The sequence below is a fragment of the Vibrio scophthalmi genome (assembly GCF_040869025.1).
Taxonomy (GTDB): domain Bacteria; phylum Pseudomonadota; class Gammaproteobacteria; order Enterobacterales; family Vibrionaceae; genus Vibrio; species Vibrio scophthalmi.
Genome location: NZ_CP134272.1, coordinates 134,742 through 149,884, shown reverse-complemented (window position 1 = coordinate 149,884; position 15,143 = coordinate 134,742). Strand labels below are relative to the sequence as shown.

At 44.8% G+C, this 15,143-nt stretch carries 14 protein-coding genes; 7 read left to right on the top strand and 7 right to left on the bottom strand.

From position 1 onward, the window contains the following. The first annotated feature begins 93 nt into the window (after positions 1-93). On the top strand, positions 94-609 hold the full coding sequence (locus RJD38_RS15570) for a hypothetical protein (protein WP_065546515.1): 516 nt from the start codon (positions 94-96) through the stop codon (positions 607-609). 130 nt (positions 610-739) lie between these two features. Here RJD38_RS15570 and yqfB read toward each other — a convergent pair whose 3' ends face one another. Continuing rightward, positions 740-1,057, bottom strand: coding sequence for a N(4)-acetylcytidine aminohydrolase (yqfB, locus tag RJD38_RS15565; protein WP_005599929.1), 318 nt, complete (start codon positions 1,055-1,057; stop codon positions 740-742). A gap of 855 nt (positions 1,058-1,912) precedes the next feature. On the opposite strand from yqfB, the gene RJD38_RS15560 reads away from it, so the two are divergent. Further along, positions 1,913-3,007: an NADH:flavin oxidoreductase gene (locus RJD38_RS15560; protein WP_065546514.1), complete on the top strand. Its 1,095-nt coding sequence runs from the start codon at positions 1,913-1,915 to the stop codon at positions 3,005-3,007. A gap of 63 nt (positions 3,008-3,070) precedes the next feature. Next, positions 3,071-3,646 (top strand): sugar O-acetyltransferase, encoded by a 576-nt coding sequence (locus tag RJD38_RS15555; RefSeq protein ID WP_065546513.1) that lies wholly within the window; start codon positions 3,071-3,073, stop codon positions 3,644-3,646. A gap of 94 nt (positions 3,647-3,740) precedes the next feature. Here the strand turns inward: RJD38_RS15555 and RJD38_RS15550 are convergent, their stop codons facing one another. The 4 genes from RJD38_RS15550 to RJD38_RS15535 all read right to left on the bottom strand — a co-directional run bounded on the left by RJD38_RS15550 (position 3,741) and on the right by RJD38_RS15535 (position 8,416). After that, positions 3,741-5,459: an RluA family pseudouridine synthase gene (locus RJD38_RS15550; RefSeq protein WP_367971657.1), complete on the bottom strand. Its 1,719-nt coding sequence runs from the start codon at positions 5,457-5,459 to the stop codon at positions 3,741-3,743. Positions 5,460-5,597: 138 nt separating this feature from the next. Continuing rightward, positions 5,598-5,999, bottom strand: a complete 402-nt coding sequence (locus RJD38_RS15545) for a hypothetical protein (RefSeq protein ID WP_009385467.1) — start codon at positions 5,997-5,999, stop codon at positions 5,598-5,600. 239 nt (positions 6,000-6,238) lie between these two features. After that, positions 6,239-7,078, bottom strand: a complete 840-nt coding sequence (gene fghA, locus RJD38_RS15540; RefSeq protein WP_065546512.1) for an S-formylglutathione hydrolase — start codon at positions 7,076-7,078, stop codon at positions 6,239-6,241. Between the two features lie 189 nt (positions 7,079-7,267). Next, a complete protein-coding gene (locus RJD38_RS15535) occupies positions 7,268-8,416 on the bottom strand; it encodes an S-(hydroxymethyl)glutathione dehydrogenase/class III alcohol dehydrogenase (RefSeq protein WP_005599938.1) in 1,149 nt (382 codons plus the stop codon). A gap of 183 nt (positions 8,417-8,599) precedes the next feature. Here RJD38_RS15535 and RJD38_RS15530 point away from each other — a divergent pair, with 183 nt between their 5' ends. Then, the gene (locus tag RJD38_RS15530) at positions 8,600-9,472 is read left to right on the top strand and encodes a LysR family transcriptional regulator (protein WP_065546511.1); all 873 of its coding nucleotides are present in this window, start codon (positions 8,600-8,602) and stop codon (positions 9,470-9,472) included. A 153-nt stretch (positions 9,473-9,625) separates the two neighbouring features. Here the strand turns inward: RJD38_RS15530 and RJD38_RS15525 are convergent, their stop codons facing one another. Together RJD38_RS15525 and RJD38_RS15520 are read right to left on the bottom strand one after the other, a co-directional pair. Beyond that, on the bottom strand, positions 9,626-10,408 hold the full coding sequence (locus tag RJD38_RS15525) for a siderophore-interacting protein (RefSeq protein ID WP_065546510.1): 783 nt from the start codon (positions 10,406-10,408) through the stop codon (positions 9,626-9,628). A gap of 192 nt (positions 10,409-10,600) precedes the next feature. Next, the gene (locus tag RJD38_RS15520) at positions 10,601-11,188 is read right to left on the bottom strand and encodes a LysE family translocator (protein WP_065546509.1); all 588 of its coding nucleotides are present in this window, start codon (positions 11,186-11,188) and stop codon (positions 10,601-10,603) included. 141 nt (positions 11,189-11,329) lie between these two features. Here RJD38_RS15520 and RJD38_RS15515 point away from each other — a divergent pair, with 141 nt between their 5' ends. The 3 genes from RJD38_RS15515 to RJD38_RS15505 all read left to right on the top strand — a co-directional run bounded on the left by RJD38_RS15515 (position 11,330) and on the right by RJD38_RS15505 (position 14,834). Next, the gene (locus tag RJD38_RS15515) at positions 11,330-11,770 is read left to right on the top strand and encodes an Lrp/AsnC family transcriptional regulator (RefSeq protein WP_038219306.1); all 441 of its coding nucleotides are present in this window, start codon (positions 11,330-11,332) and stop codon (positions 11,768-11,770) included. 186 nt (positions 11,771-11,956) lie between these two features. Next, the gene (locus RJD38_RS15510; protein WP_065546508.1) at positions 11,957-12,952 is read left to right on the top strand and encodes a porin; all 996 of its coding nucleotides are present in this window, start codon (positions 11,957-11,959) and stop codon (positions 12,950-12,952) included. A gap of 253 nt (positions 12,953-13,205) precedes the next feature. Next, positions 13,206-14,834, top strand: coding sequence for a methyl-accepting chemotaxis protein (locus RJD38_RS15505; RefSeq protein ID WP_005599943.1), 1,629 nt, complete (start codon positions 13,206-13,208; stop codon positions 14,832-14,834). Positions 14,835-15,143 lie beyond the last annotated feature (309 nt).

The window sequence follows — 15,143 nt, the reverse complement described above, 5'->3', positions numbered from 1 at the left end:
CTTTAACGTAACAGGCTTGGATTGCGTTTTATTTTAAGGCTTAGTGCTAGAGATGAATTTAGTGAAGTCGAAGCAAACTAACTGAGGGATAGTATGTCTAACTTACTGGGTGGATTGGCATCTTTGGCGGTTGGCCTACTGATCTTTGCTGGCTACGTTACTCTGTTCTCAAATGAGTGGTACCTACGCTACTCTAGCGAAATGCTGATCATATTATTTGGTCAAGTCCCTAGTGTAGAATCTTGGATTTCTGATGCTGACTTTATTGATATTCAGTTGGTCTTTACCCTTATTCAAGCGCTGATTTTAAGTGGTGTGCTTGCGATGGTGTTTAGTTTATTACTCGCGATGTTTAATGGCCTAATTCGATATGTGCACTTTGCTATTTTGGGGGTGTTTATTGGCTTTATGTATTTTGTTAGCCCCGTCTTAGTCACGTTTGCTACCAGCGGAGTGCTGAGCAAAGGTGCAGTGCCTAATCCTGTTCTCACTCAACCATTGGTGGATGCGCTGGTGTGGTATTTGCCTTTTGTTATTGCGATTTTTATTAGCGCGAATATCAAACGTCGTCAACTTGCCCAAGCGGCTCAGCGGTCATGGTTTCATTAAACGGTATTAACGTTTTTTTAAAAAGTGTTGCTGGGCATTTAGAATAACGTAGTTCATGGATGCGCCAGACAACAAAAAAGAGGCTTTTAAGCCTCTTTTTTATCACCATTTAATGACTGATGGTTCAGTCTTAAACCAACTCGTAGCTGATCATATAAAGTTGGTCGAGATCAGGATAAATCTCTCCAATTAATCGCTTTAATTCATCTAACGGCAGGGCTTCTTGTTCCGCATGGAATTCATTGATGTCATCGAACAAGAGTGGCTCAACAGACAAAATCTTAATATCACACACTTTTTGATCAGTTTCTAAAGTAAATACTTCGACTTGTGTGCCCGGAACATAGTGGCTTTCAGCTTCATCACGAATGGTAATAGTCTTCATACCAGAGGTGATCAACGGGGTTAGAAATTCAAAGAATGTAATCTTAGTTGGCGCTTGGCTCATGAGGTATCCACCATAGTATTTTAAGTGGTGAGTATACGTCAAAAATCGCAGAATCAGTCAATGTTGATCACGGTAAAACCAAATAATTCGCTAAGGAGTGCCGTGTCAGGTTGGGATTGGCTATTTAGAAAGGGGCATTAAGGCAGCAAACTTAGAGGGCTGTCAGGGGCATATTGAACAAAACGCGCTGGTTAGGTGATAACCAGCGGATTTTACTATCGCTGATTACGCTGAAATAGAATGTTTGAGGCAAATATTGGTGTTAGTGAGTGATCCCACAAACGCCACAATCATCAGTGGTCCAAGTAGACATGACATGAGAGCGCACGCTGCTTGTTTTAAAGGGTTAGCTTTCGCTGGCGTAAAAAACTGAGTAGCAAAAAAGATAAGTAAACCTGCTATCGACCAAACAATCATAAAATCCTCTATTTTTTCTTAAGGCTTATTGCCTCTACAAACAAGATAAAGGGTTTCGAACTAAGGGTGTTATGCGGGCGGTCACACTTTGAGATAGTCACTAGATAAATAGTTTAGCGCCGTGATGACTAGGTCAGTATTACTGATAAAAGTCTTTTTAGCCAAAACAAGGTTTGGATAAGTAACTTTCCTTAGCTACAAGCTTGAAGCGTGAGATTCCTTAATCCAGATTAAGGTTTTTACCTGTCGAAGTCGTTACCATGCCGCTCATATTGGTGATAGTCACTAATGAAGAACAGCCCTGCAATTTGTAGGGCTGTTCTTTTTGGTTGTGTCGATGAAGCAACCAATTCCTTTATTTCTCACTATGCGCTTCGAGCTGAATCGGTATCGAGAGCAAGGGGAAGAAAGGAAATAGAATTTGATTGAGGAAAAGATTTGAGCATTTTGTTTTCACCATCCCGCATTGGCGGCATGACATTAAAAAACCGTTTTGTCCGTAGTGCAACATGGGAAAATTTGGCGACTGAAGATGGTCATATGACCGAAAAGTTGTACGACGTTTACCGAGAGTTAGCGGAAGGCGAAGTGGGCCTGATTGTGACCGGTTATGCCAACATTGTTGAAGAAGAGAAACCCAATGCAGGCATGATGGGGATGTACAATGACTCATTCATCGACGAGTACCAGAAGCTGACGTCACTTGTGCATCAATATGATGCCAAGATCGTGATGCAGTTGGCTTATGGTGGCACTAAAACCACCTTTAATGTTGGCGAACGAGTGATCTTTGCTCCGAGTGAGGTCGCTGAGCGAGGCACGCAAACGCTTGGTAAAGCGATGACGCAGCAAGAGATTGACTATATTGTTGAAGCGTTTGCTCTTGCCACAAAACGCGCTCAAGATTCTGGATTTGATGGTGTTGAGATCCATGCCGCACACACCTATTTGATCAACCAATTTTTAAGCCCTTACTATAACCGTCGTGATGATCAATATGGTGGTAGCTTAGAAAATCGTATGCGCTTTTTGATTGAAATCTATCAGGCTTGTCGTGAACTTGTCGGTAACGATTTCCCAATTTTGGTTAAGTTGACCGCGTCAGAGTTTTTCGCGGGTGGCGCAACGTTTGATGAGACTCGTGTAATCTGCAAAAAGCTCGAACAGATTGGTGTTGATGCGATTATTATCTCAGGCAACATTCACGGTAATGCGAGTAGCTTAGTGGGTGAGTCTTTTGATGGTTTTACCCTGCAGCAAGAAGGCTACTTCCACGAGTACGGACATGCCATTAGCCAAGATGTAAACGTACCTATCATTACCGTTGGCGGCTTGAGTGATATTCATGCCATTGAAGAGATGGCTGAAAATACCGGCATCGGGTACTTTGCACTTTCTCGCCCATTATTGGCTGAACCTGATTTGATCAAACGTTGGAAAGAGGGACAACGCGATGAGGTTGACTGTGAGCGCTGCTCTAAGTGTCGAACCAAACGCGGTAACTTCTGCGTGGTATATAACAAACGAAAATAGCCAGTCCTCTGCATGTTGCAAGGATGCTAAAGGCGCGAATACGTTGCCCTACAGAGAAGAACAATGAAAACTGAAAAACAGAAGATGTTAGCCGGTGAGCCTTACGACGCATGGGACAAAACCTTGTACAGCGAGCGTATTGAGTGTCGTAAAACACTACAGCAATTTAATAATGCGCTGCCAGATTCAGCCGAGTGGCGTGACGCGATTGATCGTCTGATCCCCAACTCACAGGGCGCGTATATTGAACCGCCATTTCGTTGCGATTACGGAACCAATATAGAGATTGGCAAAAACTTCTTTGCTAACTTCAATTGCGTGGTGCTTGATGTCGCGAAGGTCACGATTGGCGACAACGTTTTATTTGGCCCTAATATCCAACTTTATGCCGCTGGTCATCCTTTGGATGTTCAAGGGCGGGTAGAGCAAGGTATTGAGTTTGGCTTGCCAATTACGATTGGTGATAATGTTTGGTTAGGTGGTAGTGTGGTGGTTTGTCCGGGCATCACGATTGGCGATAACTCGGTGATTGGCGCAGGCAGTGTGGTAACAAAAGACATTCCAGCCAATGTGGTCGCTGCAGGTAATCCGTGCCGAGTGATTCGTCCGCTTCAAGAGACGGATCGCCCTTCTCGCTAATCGCTCTGTTTTCAGGACAATTAAAACGCCTAAGCCGAGCTTAGGCGTTTTTGTATTGATATCCGACAAGTCGATGTTTCGGCCGCGTGCCTATTTAAAAGTCACATTTGGCGTTGAAGACCATACGACGGTGATCGTAGGGGTGATCAAACGAAAGTTGCTCTGCATGCAGATGCAATCGTGAATCTTTCTCGCCATACAAACCATCACCGACCATCGCCATGTTTAGCCCCATATGGTGGGCACAATGGACACGAAGTTGGTGGGTACGGCCCGTTTTAGGATGCATATAGAGTTTACTGCGACCATCTTCAGTCGCTATTAATTGCCAATAGGTAGTGGCGGGCTTTCCGTGCTCAAAACAGACCAATTGGCGTGGACGATCATCCGGATCGCCGCGCATTGGCAGGTTAATTTCCCCTTCAGTCTGCTCAACGATCCCTTCTACCATCGCGATATAACGCTTCTCAACGCCGCGAGTAATAAACTGCTTTTGTAAGCTCTTATTCGCACGGCGCGTTAGGGCAAATACCAGTAAGCCGGAGGTCGCCATATCGAGGCGGTGCAACACAAATGGTCCCTCTGCGTTGTCGTTAAACATCGCTTGTACGCGAGTATAAGCGGAATCTTTGATGGTTTTGCCCGGAACGGAAAGTAGACCGGAGGGCTTGTTGACCACCACAATCGCTTCATCTTGATAGATGACTTCTAACGCTTTGTCCGCGGCCCAGTTATCTTCAAGTGGGTTTGGGTCGACTTCTAGCCCTTGTAACATGTGGCCAAGGATCGGGTTACATTTACCGTGGCAAGAAGGATAGAACTTGGCGTGTTGGCGTACTTCTGACTTTGGCGACACGCCCCACCAAAATTCCGCCATCGCCAATGGGGTAAAGCCATGCTTATAGGCGTAATGCAGCATTTTTGGCGCGGCACATTCGCCCGCACCCGCAGGCGGTACCGGGTTAGTATTTGGGGCAAAAATGGCTTTTAACGATTTTTCTTCACCGCGCGCATTAAGGAAGCGGTATTGTTCGAACAATTTGTTTTGCAGCGCATTGGAAAGGAGCTTTCGCTGCTGCTTTGCGTGAGTGATGGCATCAGTCAATGTTGAGAGTTGAGCCTCTACAAGGCTAATTTTCTCATCCCATTCTAATTTTAGGTACTTGAGTACGTTTTTTTCCGCCACACTTTGCTTGGCAAGATCATCAACAACGGCGGCTAATTCTTGGCCACCCAACGTCTGATCAGCTTGTTGGCGTTGCAGCTTACGAGCGGCTCTACCATCGATCATTGCTTGGCGCTGCTGTGCTTCTTGTGCTTGGTAGTCTGCTTTATATTGCGCTAACTGCTGGGTAAGTTCTGCGACCAATGGATTTGCCGTCAGTGCTTTAACTTGGCTATTTAATGCGGTGATTTCTTCCAGCTCTGTGCGGAAAAAGCACTCTTCAGCCAGCATATCAAACACTGGAGGGACAAAGTTTGGCAATAGGTTTTGTTCAGCAATTTTACCCGAGAAGGCACTGAGATAACCCAGTTCGCCTTGAGGCGAGCGCACTAATAACACGCCAAACATTTTACCGGTGCCATTTCCCGTCACCGTTGTTGGCTCATCAGTCGCAAGTTGCTGCTCGTCAGTTAGACCAAAATCATGTTGCCACGCTGTTTGAGTCGCGAGGTGTTGTTGTAACTCGTTGGCCGCAAGCACACAAAGCGGATGTGGCTGATAGTAAAACGGGAATGTGAACGCGCTTGGTAGATCGAATTGATCAACAGTGGCGTTAAAGCGGGTAAATAATTGCTCTGGTTGGTGCATGGTAAACTTCTATCAGCGACACGATGAGGCGCGATTTTACCTGTTTAGAGCAGGAATACCACCTTGCGTTACCTTAGGGGGAGGCAAGGTGGGTAATTGGATATTTGGTGTGGTGGTTCTGACGCTAGGTCGTGAGGATTATTTCACGTAGTCTGATTGCATGCTGGCCAACCAATGGTGTGCCGTGCCGTCGCTTTTTTCCACCCAGATATCATTACGATATTGCTCAATACGTCCTTTTACGCTGAGTTTAAACGTGTTGTCTTTAACCGCAACAACGCGCAGGAATTGATCGGATGTCGTCAATACAGGTTCGTTATCACCTAATTCTGACCCGTTGGCGATCAGAAAATATTGGTTCATTTTATTGAGTTTACGATCGGTAGACACGATTTTGTAACCGACCAAACTAAACTCTTCGCCAATCGGCGTTGAAGAAACTTGTGGGCCGAGAGAGGTGTGAGTTGGGATGAATACCCAAGCAGCCACGCCAGCGGCAATTAGCACCAGCGCAAGTAGTACGATTTTAATTTTTGACATTATCGACTCTGAATAAAACAAGCGAACATAGATAGCGGCTAGTTTAGCTTAGCCTGACGAGGGAGCAAAGCGACAAAAAGAGAGGCAAGAAAGGGACGTTCTGATAAGGGTAAGTTGGCGTGCATGATTTTCGCTAAGTAGAGAGTAAAAACCCCGCCAGTGAAATTTGAGAGGGCGGGGTTTTAGGCAGTGATATTATTTAGTGATGCTCACTAACATCATTCAATCGACACTGCGTTTTAAGCGAAAAGGTACTTAGCATGGAAGCGTAAGTGCTCTTCAATAAATGTCGACATGAAATAGTAGCTGTGGTCGTAACCTGCTTGCATACGCAAAGTAAGGTCGGAACCATGTAGATCCGCAGCCGCTTGCAATGCATTTGGCATCAATTGCTCATGTAAGAAGCCATCTGCATCACCTTGATCAACTAAGATTGGCAGCGCTGATTTATGACGTTTTAGCAATTCAGATGCATCATATTGTTTCCACGTTTCTACCGAAGAACCGAGATACGCAGTAAATGCTTTTTGTCCCCAAGGACATTGAATTGGGTTACTGATTGGGCTAAACGCTGAGATTGAACGATAATTCGCGCTATTTTTTAGACCAATTGTTAACGCACCATGGCCACCCATGCTGTGTCCAGAAATCGATTTTACATCGCTGACTGGGAAATTTGCTTCAATCAGTTTAGGCAATTCTGTCACGATATAATCGTACATTTGGTAGTGTTTTGCCCAAGGCTGCTGGGTTGCATTGAGATAGAAGCCTGCACCTTGGCCAAGATCATAGCCTTCATCATTGGTGACGTTTTCTCCACGAGGGCTGGTATCAGGAGCGACAATCGCGATACCTAACTCAGCCGCAATACGGAAAGCGCCAGCTTTTTGCATGAAGTTTTCATCAGTACAAGTTAAGCCTGATAGCCAATACATCACAGGAACAGGGTTACTTGGTGATGCATTAGGTGGAAGAAAAATAGCAAAACGCATCGAACAGGCTAAAACGTCAGATTGATGCGTGTATTGTTTGTGCCAACCGCCAAAGACTTTCGCTTGGCTAATGTTTTCGATGGTCATACTCATCCTCAATGAGATTGCTCTTTGCCTCGAGGGGATAATTAGCGGTTGCTAAACCACTTCGAGCCAAATGAAATTTGTCATTCATCAACCCTATAGATATGCATGCTGATGAAGAGTGTCGATGCCGCTGGTGGCGGCACCGACCTTTAAAAGGAATGATTTAATCATTCGCAATAGGTAAAGATGTTACTTATCCATATGTAGAACAGTACGGATAGACTCACCTTTGTGCATTAGTTCAAAGGCTTCGTTAACGTCTTGTAGACCCATGGTATGAGTGATGAACTCTTGTAGGCCAAATTCGCCAGCCATGTAACGTTCAACGATTTCTGGTAGCTCAGAGCGGCCTTTAACACCACCGAAAGCAGAACCACGCCATACACGGCCAGTCACAAGTTGGAATGGACGAGTAGAGATCTCTTGGCCTGCACCGGCAACACCAATGATCACTGATTCGCCCCAACCTTTGTGGCAGCACTCAAGAGCTTGACGCATCACGTTTACGTTACCGATACACTCGAATGAGTACTCAACACCACCATCAGTCATCTCAACGATCACTTCTTGGATTGGTTTGTCGAATTTCATTGGGTTGATGCAGTCAGTTGCGCCAAGTTGTTTTGCTAGCTCAAATTTGCTCTCGTTGATATCAACACCGATGATGCGGTTTGCACCCGCCATGCGAGCACCAATGATTGCAGATAAACCGATACCACCTAGGCCAAATACTGCTACGTTGTCGCCTTTTTCAACTTTTGCAGTGTTTAGAACCGCGCCCATACCTGTTGTTACACCACAACCTAGCAGACACACTTCTTCAAGTGGCGCTTCTTTGTTTACTTTCGCTAGTGAGATTTCTGGAAGTACTGTGTACTCAGAGAAAGTAGAACAACCCATGTAATGGAAAATGGTTTCACCATTGATAGAGAAGCGGCTAGTACCGTCTGGCATTAGACCTTTACCTTGCGTTTCACGAACGGCTTGGCATAGGTTGGTTTTACCAGATTTACAGAATTTACATTCGCCACATTCTGCGGTGTAAAGAGGGATAACGTGATCGCCAACTTCAACACTTGTTACGCCTTCGCCGATCATTTCAACGATGCCGCCGCCTTCGTGGCCTAGAATTGAAGGGAAGATACCTTCTGGATCGTCACCTGATAGTGTGAATGCATCAGTGTGACAAACACCAGTGGCAACGATGCGTACCAGCACTTCGCCTGCTTTTGGAAGTTGAACATCAACTTCTTCCATTTTTAGAGGTTCGCCAGCTGCCCAAGCAACCATTGCTTTAGATTTAATGTGAGTTTGACCCGGTTTGATATCAAGCGCCATTGGAGTTTCCTTATTAACGTACCAGTGCAAATTCACTGGTATCAATTCTGTGTTTAAGAATAGTTGAGGTTTTTATGTCACGCTTCCTCATCAGATGGTGCTTATTTTAGGTGTTTCACTTGAAATGATAATCCGGTTAAACTGTAAATGATTTTTACCAATACGTAATAATAGAGAGTGACGATGGCGATTTGGGAAGGGGTAAGTGAATTTGTTGCGGTTGCAGAAACCAATAGCTTTACTGGCGCAGCAAGAAAGCTCAATACCTCGGTAGCGCAGATAAGCCGCAGAGTGGCAGCATTGGAAGATCGACTGGCGGTAAAGTTATTACACAGAACGACTCGTAAGGTGACATTAACTGAAGCGGGACAGGTCTATTTTGAACAATGTAAATTGCTTGTGGAAGGATTAGAGCTGGCTGAATTAGCGGTAACGCAGTTGCAGACAGCGCCAAAAGGCAAACTAAAAATTACCGCCCCAGTCACTTACGGTGAAATGCATATCGCGCCATTACTGCACGAATTTTTATTGCTTTATCCGCAATTAGATTTGGAGCTGAACCTGACTAACCAAACGGTTGATCTGATTGAGAATGGGTATGATATTGCCATTCGTTTGGGGCGTTTACGCGATTCTACCATGATCGCTAAGCGGCTCTCTTCTCGCCAACTTTATGTGTGTGCGAGCCCGGACTATATTCAACGTTATGGTGCGCCGCATACGCTATCTGAATTATCACATCATCAGTGTTTAGTCGGGTCGGTGGAGTATTGGCACTTTCAAGATAAAAAATCTGAGAAATCATTGCGGGTGAGTGGGCGAATTCAATGCAATTCGGGTTTTTCTCTGCTTGATGCTGCGAAACGCGGATTGGGGTTAGTACAGTTACCTGATTATTACGTTCAAGCAGGGTTAGACAGCGGTGAATTGGTGGAAGTGTTAAAAGAGTATCGTGATGAACGTGAAGGAATTTGGGCTCTGTTTCCACAAAATCGTAACTTATCACCGAAAGTACGTCTATTGATCGATTTTTTGGCTGAGAAGATGGTGGATTAAGAGGCTTGGTCTTTGTGGATTCAGTGGTATTTTAACTAATAACGAGACTCCCTTCTTAAGGGAATCTCGTTATAGCCAGAGCAACGCTCTTATTACGAGGGCGTTACTGAGCAAATCACAAGCGAGAGATTTATGCTGTTGGTTTTAGCTAAATCAGTCGTTCTCCTGTGCATCCTGCTGTTTAATCACTTTATGGCCATCTTCTGATACGCCATTTTTCCAGTAGCTACTGATGTAAATAAAATCACGCTCGATGGCTTTGTCATTACGCAAGTATTGACGCAGTGCTCGCATAGCATCAAATTCACACGCGACCCATGCAGAAGCTTGACCTTCTAACCAGTTAAGTTGGCGCACTGCCTCGGCGAGGTCACTGGTAACCCAATGCACTTCCATACCCTTTGGCACCACAAGGTCTTGGATGTCTTTTTCGCTAAGCACTTCAACGACGACGTAACCTTTGGCCTCTGCAGGCAACTGACGCACCTTGGCTGATAACGCTGGCAGTGCTGTCATATCCGCGGCTAATACAAACCAGTCAGCAGAAAGATTTAGGCTAGAAATTGTGCCTGGCCCACGAATTTCAATCGTATCACCTAGTGTGGCATTCATCGCCCAACGTGATGCAAACCCACACTGGTTATCCGCTGTAATGTGGCGAACGAAGTCAACTTCGATGGCGTTTTCATCGGCCATAAAGCGACGAATAGTATAGGTGCGCATCATTGGACGTTCACCCTCAGCAAGCGAAGATAAGTCGGTACTACCGTTTTGATTAAACAGCAGTTTGATGTAGCCACCTTCACAATCGCTTGGGAAGTTTGCTAGCACGTCGCCTTGTAAGACAAGACGCTGCATGTTCGGAGTAATCATGTTATTACTCCGAACCGTTACGGCTTGAGAAGTGGAAGTTTGAGGTCTAGTCGCTTGCTGCATAGTCAACTCGATAGTGAATAATGATTTTTATTGAGAATAACACTCAATATCGTCCGCAAACAGCATCTTTAAACTAATTTACATTTGTGACGCCCTAGAGAGGAATGATAAATCTAGGTCTAGGGCGCGTTAACGTGGCGATCAAAGCGTGTATTTAATCATTGACTGTTTTGCTTATGCTGACATAACGATTTACAACATCGGTATCGTTGATGCCACCAGTAGCAACGCCATTGAATAGTTAAACGTTCGCACTCGAACTGGTGTGGTTAAAAAGTGCTGCAGTTTTTGCCCTGCTACGGTCCAAAATGAAACGGATGGGACATTTGCGAGAGCATAAACCAAGGCAATAATCGTTAATCCAAGCCAGCTATTATGTGGGTTATATACGCTCACTGCCGTTAGCGCCATAGACCAACCTTTTGGATTCACCCATTGAAAGCTAGCGGCTTGCCAAAAGCTAAGCGGTTGATAGTTAAGCGCAGTTCCGCTAGGAGGCTGGCTGCGCGCGATTTGCCAGGCGAGATAGGCTAAATAGGTTAAGCTGACGACTTTGAGACCTTGATGTACGATCGGGTATTGCTCAAATAATTCAACTAAGCCGAATCCCACTAGTATCACCATAACAGGGAAGCCAATGGTGATCCCTAGCATGTGGGGGATGGTTTTATTAAAGCCGACGTTCGCCCCAGAAGACATCAGCATTAAATTATTCGGTCCGGGTGTAAAGGTAGATACAAACGCAAACAGCGCCAGTGCGGTAAGTTGTTCCCATTGCATAATATTCTCTCGCTGTTTTGAAAGTGAAGTTCAATAGAGTGATGTATTGCTGACCGGTCTAAAAATAGTCTACGTAGTAATCGGCTCAATTTTGTGCTTTTATTGCTTAGTATTGAATTAAATAAGCAATGAAAGTTCGTTATGGATCGATTTGAAGAAAGAATATTGCAGGAGTTAAAAAGGGACGGTCGAATCTCGAATGTGGATTTGGCCAATATCATAGGCCTGTCACCTTCAGCCACACTGCGTCGAGTACAAGATTTAGAAAAGCGTGGTGTGATCACCGGTTATAAAGTAAAGCTCAATACCATCGAGCTAGGTATTGGTTTTATTGCTTATGTCTCGATTGGGCTTGCGAGTCATCGCAAGCAAGCACAGCTGGCTTTTGAAGAGCATGTTCGTGACGTAGATGAAGTGGTGGAGTGCCACAATATTACCGGTTCGACAGAGTATTTGTTGCGCGTTGAAACCAAGGATCTCATCAGCTATAAAAAATTTCATGCTGATGTCTTGGGGGAGTGCGAGCATGTCAATTCCATCACCACCATGGTTGTCATGGGCTCTCCGAAAGACGCGCGTTAGCTTTTCGTTATTGGGTTAATCTTGCTATTAAATAACCTTACAAACAGTAGGTTTGTAATAAAAAACAAATGGATATGAAATTTAACTTTCATTTTTATGCCATGTGATTTTCATATTTGATCGCTAATTTAGTCACCAGCAAAAGCAATTGAGCGCATAGCTCACGACTAACTTAGGGAAAAGAAAATGAAAAAAGCAGCAGTGGCACTTGCCGTCTTCGCCGGTCTAACTTCTGGTTCAGCACTAGCCGCAACAGTATATAGTGCGGATGGCACAGAGTTGAAAGTTGGCGGTCGTGTTGAATTTCGTGGTGACTTTATCGGTACATCAAAAGGCGCTGAAATCGATGGTACGATGAAAGACAGTACGCGTGCACGTCTTAACCTTAAAGGTAAATCTCAAATTACGGATGAGTTGACCGCTTTTGCCGTTTACGAAGGTGAGCAAGATACTGGTGATAACCTATTTGAAAACCGCTACATGTATGCAGGTCTTCAAGGTGAATTCGGCGCAGTCTCTTTTGGCCGTCAAGATATGGCATCAGTGATTGTTTCAGATCTGACCGATATCACCGAGTTTTCTGGTGTGCAGCAAGTTATTGAGTCTGCAAGCGATAAGCAAAACAGCGTGTTTAAGTACGCCGGCGATTTTGATGCATTGCAAGTTGAAGCAACTTATCAAGCGAACCAGGCGAAAGACACGGATGGCTATGGTATTTCTGGTCTTTATTCACTGCCAATGGGGTTAGATTTAGGTTTGGCCTTCTCTGGTGCTGATTTAGGTCAAGGGGCGGGTAGTGCTTCTGAAGCGTTATTTGGCTTAGGTTTTACAATAGAAAACCTTTACCTTGCAGGCACATATTCATTCGGCGACCTGAATGACAAAGCCAGCGGTACGGAAGATAAAGAATTTACTGCGATGGAATTTGTCGCTCAGTATCAATTCAATAAACAGTTTTCAGCGGCTGCGCTTTATACCAAGCAAGAAAATGAACAAGCGGATAGCGCAAAATATGACAAGACCGAAGGCGTAGAACTGGTCGGGTACTACAAGTTTAACGGTAATTTCCGTACTTACCTTTCATACTACCTAAATGGTTTGGATGAAGAAAAAAGTGCAGTAACGGGTCTAGTCACCCAAGGTGAAGATACCCTTCGTCTTGGTGTTCGTTACGATTTCTAACTGGCGTGAGCCCATCGTTTCTTCAAGCCAGAGCAATGCTCTGGCTTTTTTCTTTTAGTTCAGTGGCTTAAAAAACTTGTCGGCATATTGACTGTGGTGACGTTTTTTTGACGGGTTTTGTATATTAAGTTGTTATAATTTAATGACTTAATCGGGTGGACTTGTGGTGTGTAATTGTAATAGACTCGCCGCCTCGATGGGAGAATTCCCAAAGCATGGATGCGCACTTAGAACCTGATAATAAAGGCCAACCATGCAGTTTTCACTGAAAAACCTTTCTATTCGCACCCAAGTACTGTTGCCAGTGCTGTTCACTACTTTCGCTCTCTTTATTGCCCTTTGGATCACCAAAAACAATCTACAGCAAGAGCAAGCGGTGGTTTCTGATAACACCCAGTCTTTGGTTTACTATAAAGATTCGTTAGCCAAAATCGACGACCAAGTTTACCCACTACGTATTAGTGCGGTGTATGCCATTTACGATGCCGACCGCCGCGATGCTTTTCTTGCAGAACTAAAGCAAAGTATGCGCGAGATCCAACGCGACTTAGATGGCATGGCAAAACGAGGTACATTCCGCACTGAAGTCAATCAAGTGAACCGTTCGATTGAAGACTATGTACGTCAGTCAGAGCAAGCGGTAACGTTTTTCAACCGTCGTGACCAAGGTTTGGTATCACAACAAGAATATAATGACTTTATTGCCAAATATCGTACTGCAGGCAATGTGATGGTTAGTTCAATCAATGATTTATCTAAAAAGGTAAATACAATTGCAACGGCTGCAATGGCAGAGAGCGAGCGTGCTGCCGAAAGCGTACAGAGTTTAGCAATGTGGACCGTGCTCAGCGTATTGACGCTGTCATTGGTTGTAGCGTGGTTCCTGTCAGGTATGATTGTGACGCCAATTCAAACTCTGCAACAAGTGATGCGTAAGATTGCTCACGGTGATTTATCTGTCCGTGCGGAAACTGACGGTGACAATGAAGTGGCACAGCTTAGCCAAGATGTAAATCAAACTGTTGAGCAGCTGCATTCGACCGTAGATCACTTAACTCGTATTAGTGAAGAAGTCGCGTCGGCATCAACTGAACTTGCAGCGGTAATGACTCAAGCAGAAAATAATGCTCAACAAGAGCTAATGGAGATTGAACAAGTCGCTTCAGCGGTTAACGAGTTAGCATGTACGGCTGACAACGTTAGCGATAATGCACAATTGGCGGATACTACCGCTCGTGATGCAGAACAATTAGCACTCTCTGCCTTAGCAACCTTTGAAGAGAGTAATGCCGCCAGTGAACAAATGGGCCATGCACTTAACGATGCAGCACTGGTCGTGACTAAGCTGAAAGAACAATCTGAGCAAATCAACAATGTGATTGAAGTGATCAGTGGCATCTCGGAACAAACCAATTTATTGGCGTTAAACGCAGCAATTGAAGCGGCACGTGCCGGTGAATCGGGCCGTGGCTTTGCGGTTGTTGCTGATGAAGTGCGCATGCTGGCTGCACGTACACAAGCTTCAACGGTTGAAATTCAAAGTATTATTGAAGAGTTACAGAAGCAGTCGGGCCTTGCGAACGATGGTATGCAGATGAGCCTTGATATGCTGACCAAGAATAACGACCTAGCGCGTCACGCTAATGAAGCGTTAGTGGGTATTACCGAAGCCGTTACGCACATTAATGATGCCAATACACAAGTTGCAACGGCAGCTGAGCAGCAATCGCAAGTGACGCAAGACATTAACCGTAACGTGGTGAACATGTCTGAGTTGGTAAATCAGAATGTTACTGGTATTAGCCAAAGCGCGAGTGCGAGCAATGAACTGTCTCAGCTAGCTGAGAAGCAAAAAGCACAATTATCGTTCTTTACCCTGTAAGGCTTGTTGTGGTCAATGTTGTCTTTCTTGATGCGATAATACTAGAAATGGTATGACTAGAAATAGGGCAACAATGTTAGGGCTATCCCCCTAAGCCTTGAAGAACAAAGCTTACAGGCATACAGCAATATATCTAAACGCCGCCTGCGTCTTTCGCTTGGCGGCGTTTTTGTTGTATTGCTTATGAAATAATCACGAGTAAAGGTTATTCATCGAAATGTGTGACTTTGATTGTTATTTTGTCTGGTTCGGTTACAATGTGCGCCTATTCGTAGGAAGGGGCATCCGTATTTGTCTCTAAATGCGAAC

Bases quoted from the DNA above. Each gene is read 5' to 3' on its own strand.
- RJD38_RS15570 (WP_065546515.1), top strand. From the start codon at position 94: ATGTCTAACTTACTGGGTGGATTGGCATCTTTGGCGGTTGGCCTACTG.
- yqfB (WP_005599929.1), bottom strand. From the start codon at position 1,057: ATGAGCCAAGCGCCAACTAAGATTACATTCTTTGAATTTCTAACCCCG.
- RJD38_RS15555 (WP_065546513.1), top strand. From the start codon at position 3,071: ATGAAAACTGAAAAACAGAAGATGTTAGCCGGTGAGCCTTACGACGCA.
- RJD38_RS15550 (WP_367971657.1), bottom strand. From the start codon at position 5,459: ATGCACCAACCAGAGCAATTATTTACCCGCTTTAACGCCACTGTTGAT.
- RJD38_RS15545 (WP_009385467.1), bottom strand. From the start codon at position 5,999: ATGTCAAAAATTAAAATCGTACTACTTGCGCTGGTGCTAATTGCCGCT.
- fghA (WP_065546512.1), bottom strand. From the start codon at position 7,078: ATGACCATCGAAAACATTAGCCAAGCGAAAGTCTTTGGCGGTTGGCAC.
- RJD38_RS15535 (WP_005599938.1), bottom strand. From the start codon at position 8,416: ATGGCGCTTGATATCAAACCGGGTCAAACTCACATTAAATCTAAAGCA.
- RJD38_RS15530 (WP_065546511.1), top strand. From the start codon at position 8,600: ATGGCGATTTGGGAAGGGGTAAGTGAATTTGTTGCGGTTGCAGAAACC.
- RJD38_RS15525 (WP_065546510.1), bottom strand. From the start codon at position 10,408: ATGCAGCAAGCGACTAGACCTCAAACTTCCACTTCTCAAGCCGTAACG.
- RJD38_RS15520 (WP_065546509.1), bottom strand. From the start codon at position 11,188: ATGCAATGGGAACAACTTACCGCACTGGCGCTGTTTGCGTTTGTATCT.
- RJD38_RS15515 (WP_038219306.1), top strand. From the start codon at position 11,330: ATGGATCGATTTGAAGAAAGAATATTGCAGGAGTTAAAAAGGGACGGT.
- RJD38_RS15510 (WP_065546508.1), top strand. From the start codon at position 11,957: ATGAAAAAAGCAGCAGTGGCACTTGCCGTCTTCGCCGGTCTAACTTCT.
- RJD38_RS15505 (WP_005599943.1), top strand. From the start codon at position 13,206: ATGCAGTTTTCACTGAAAAACCTTTCTATTCGCACCCAAGTACTGTTG.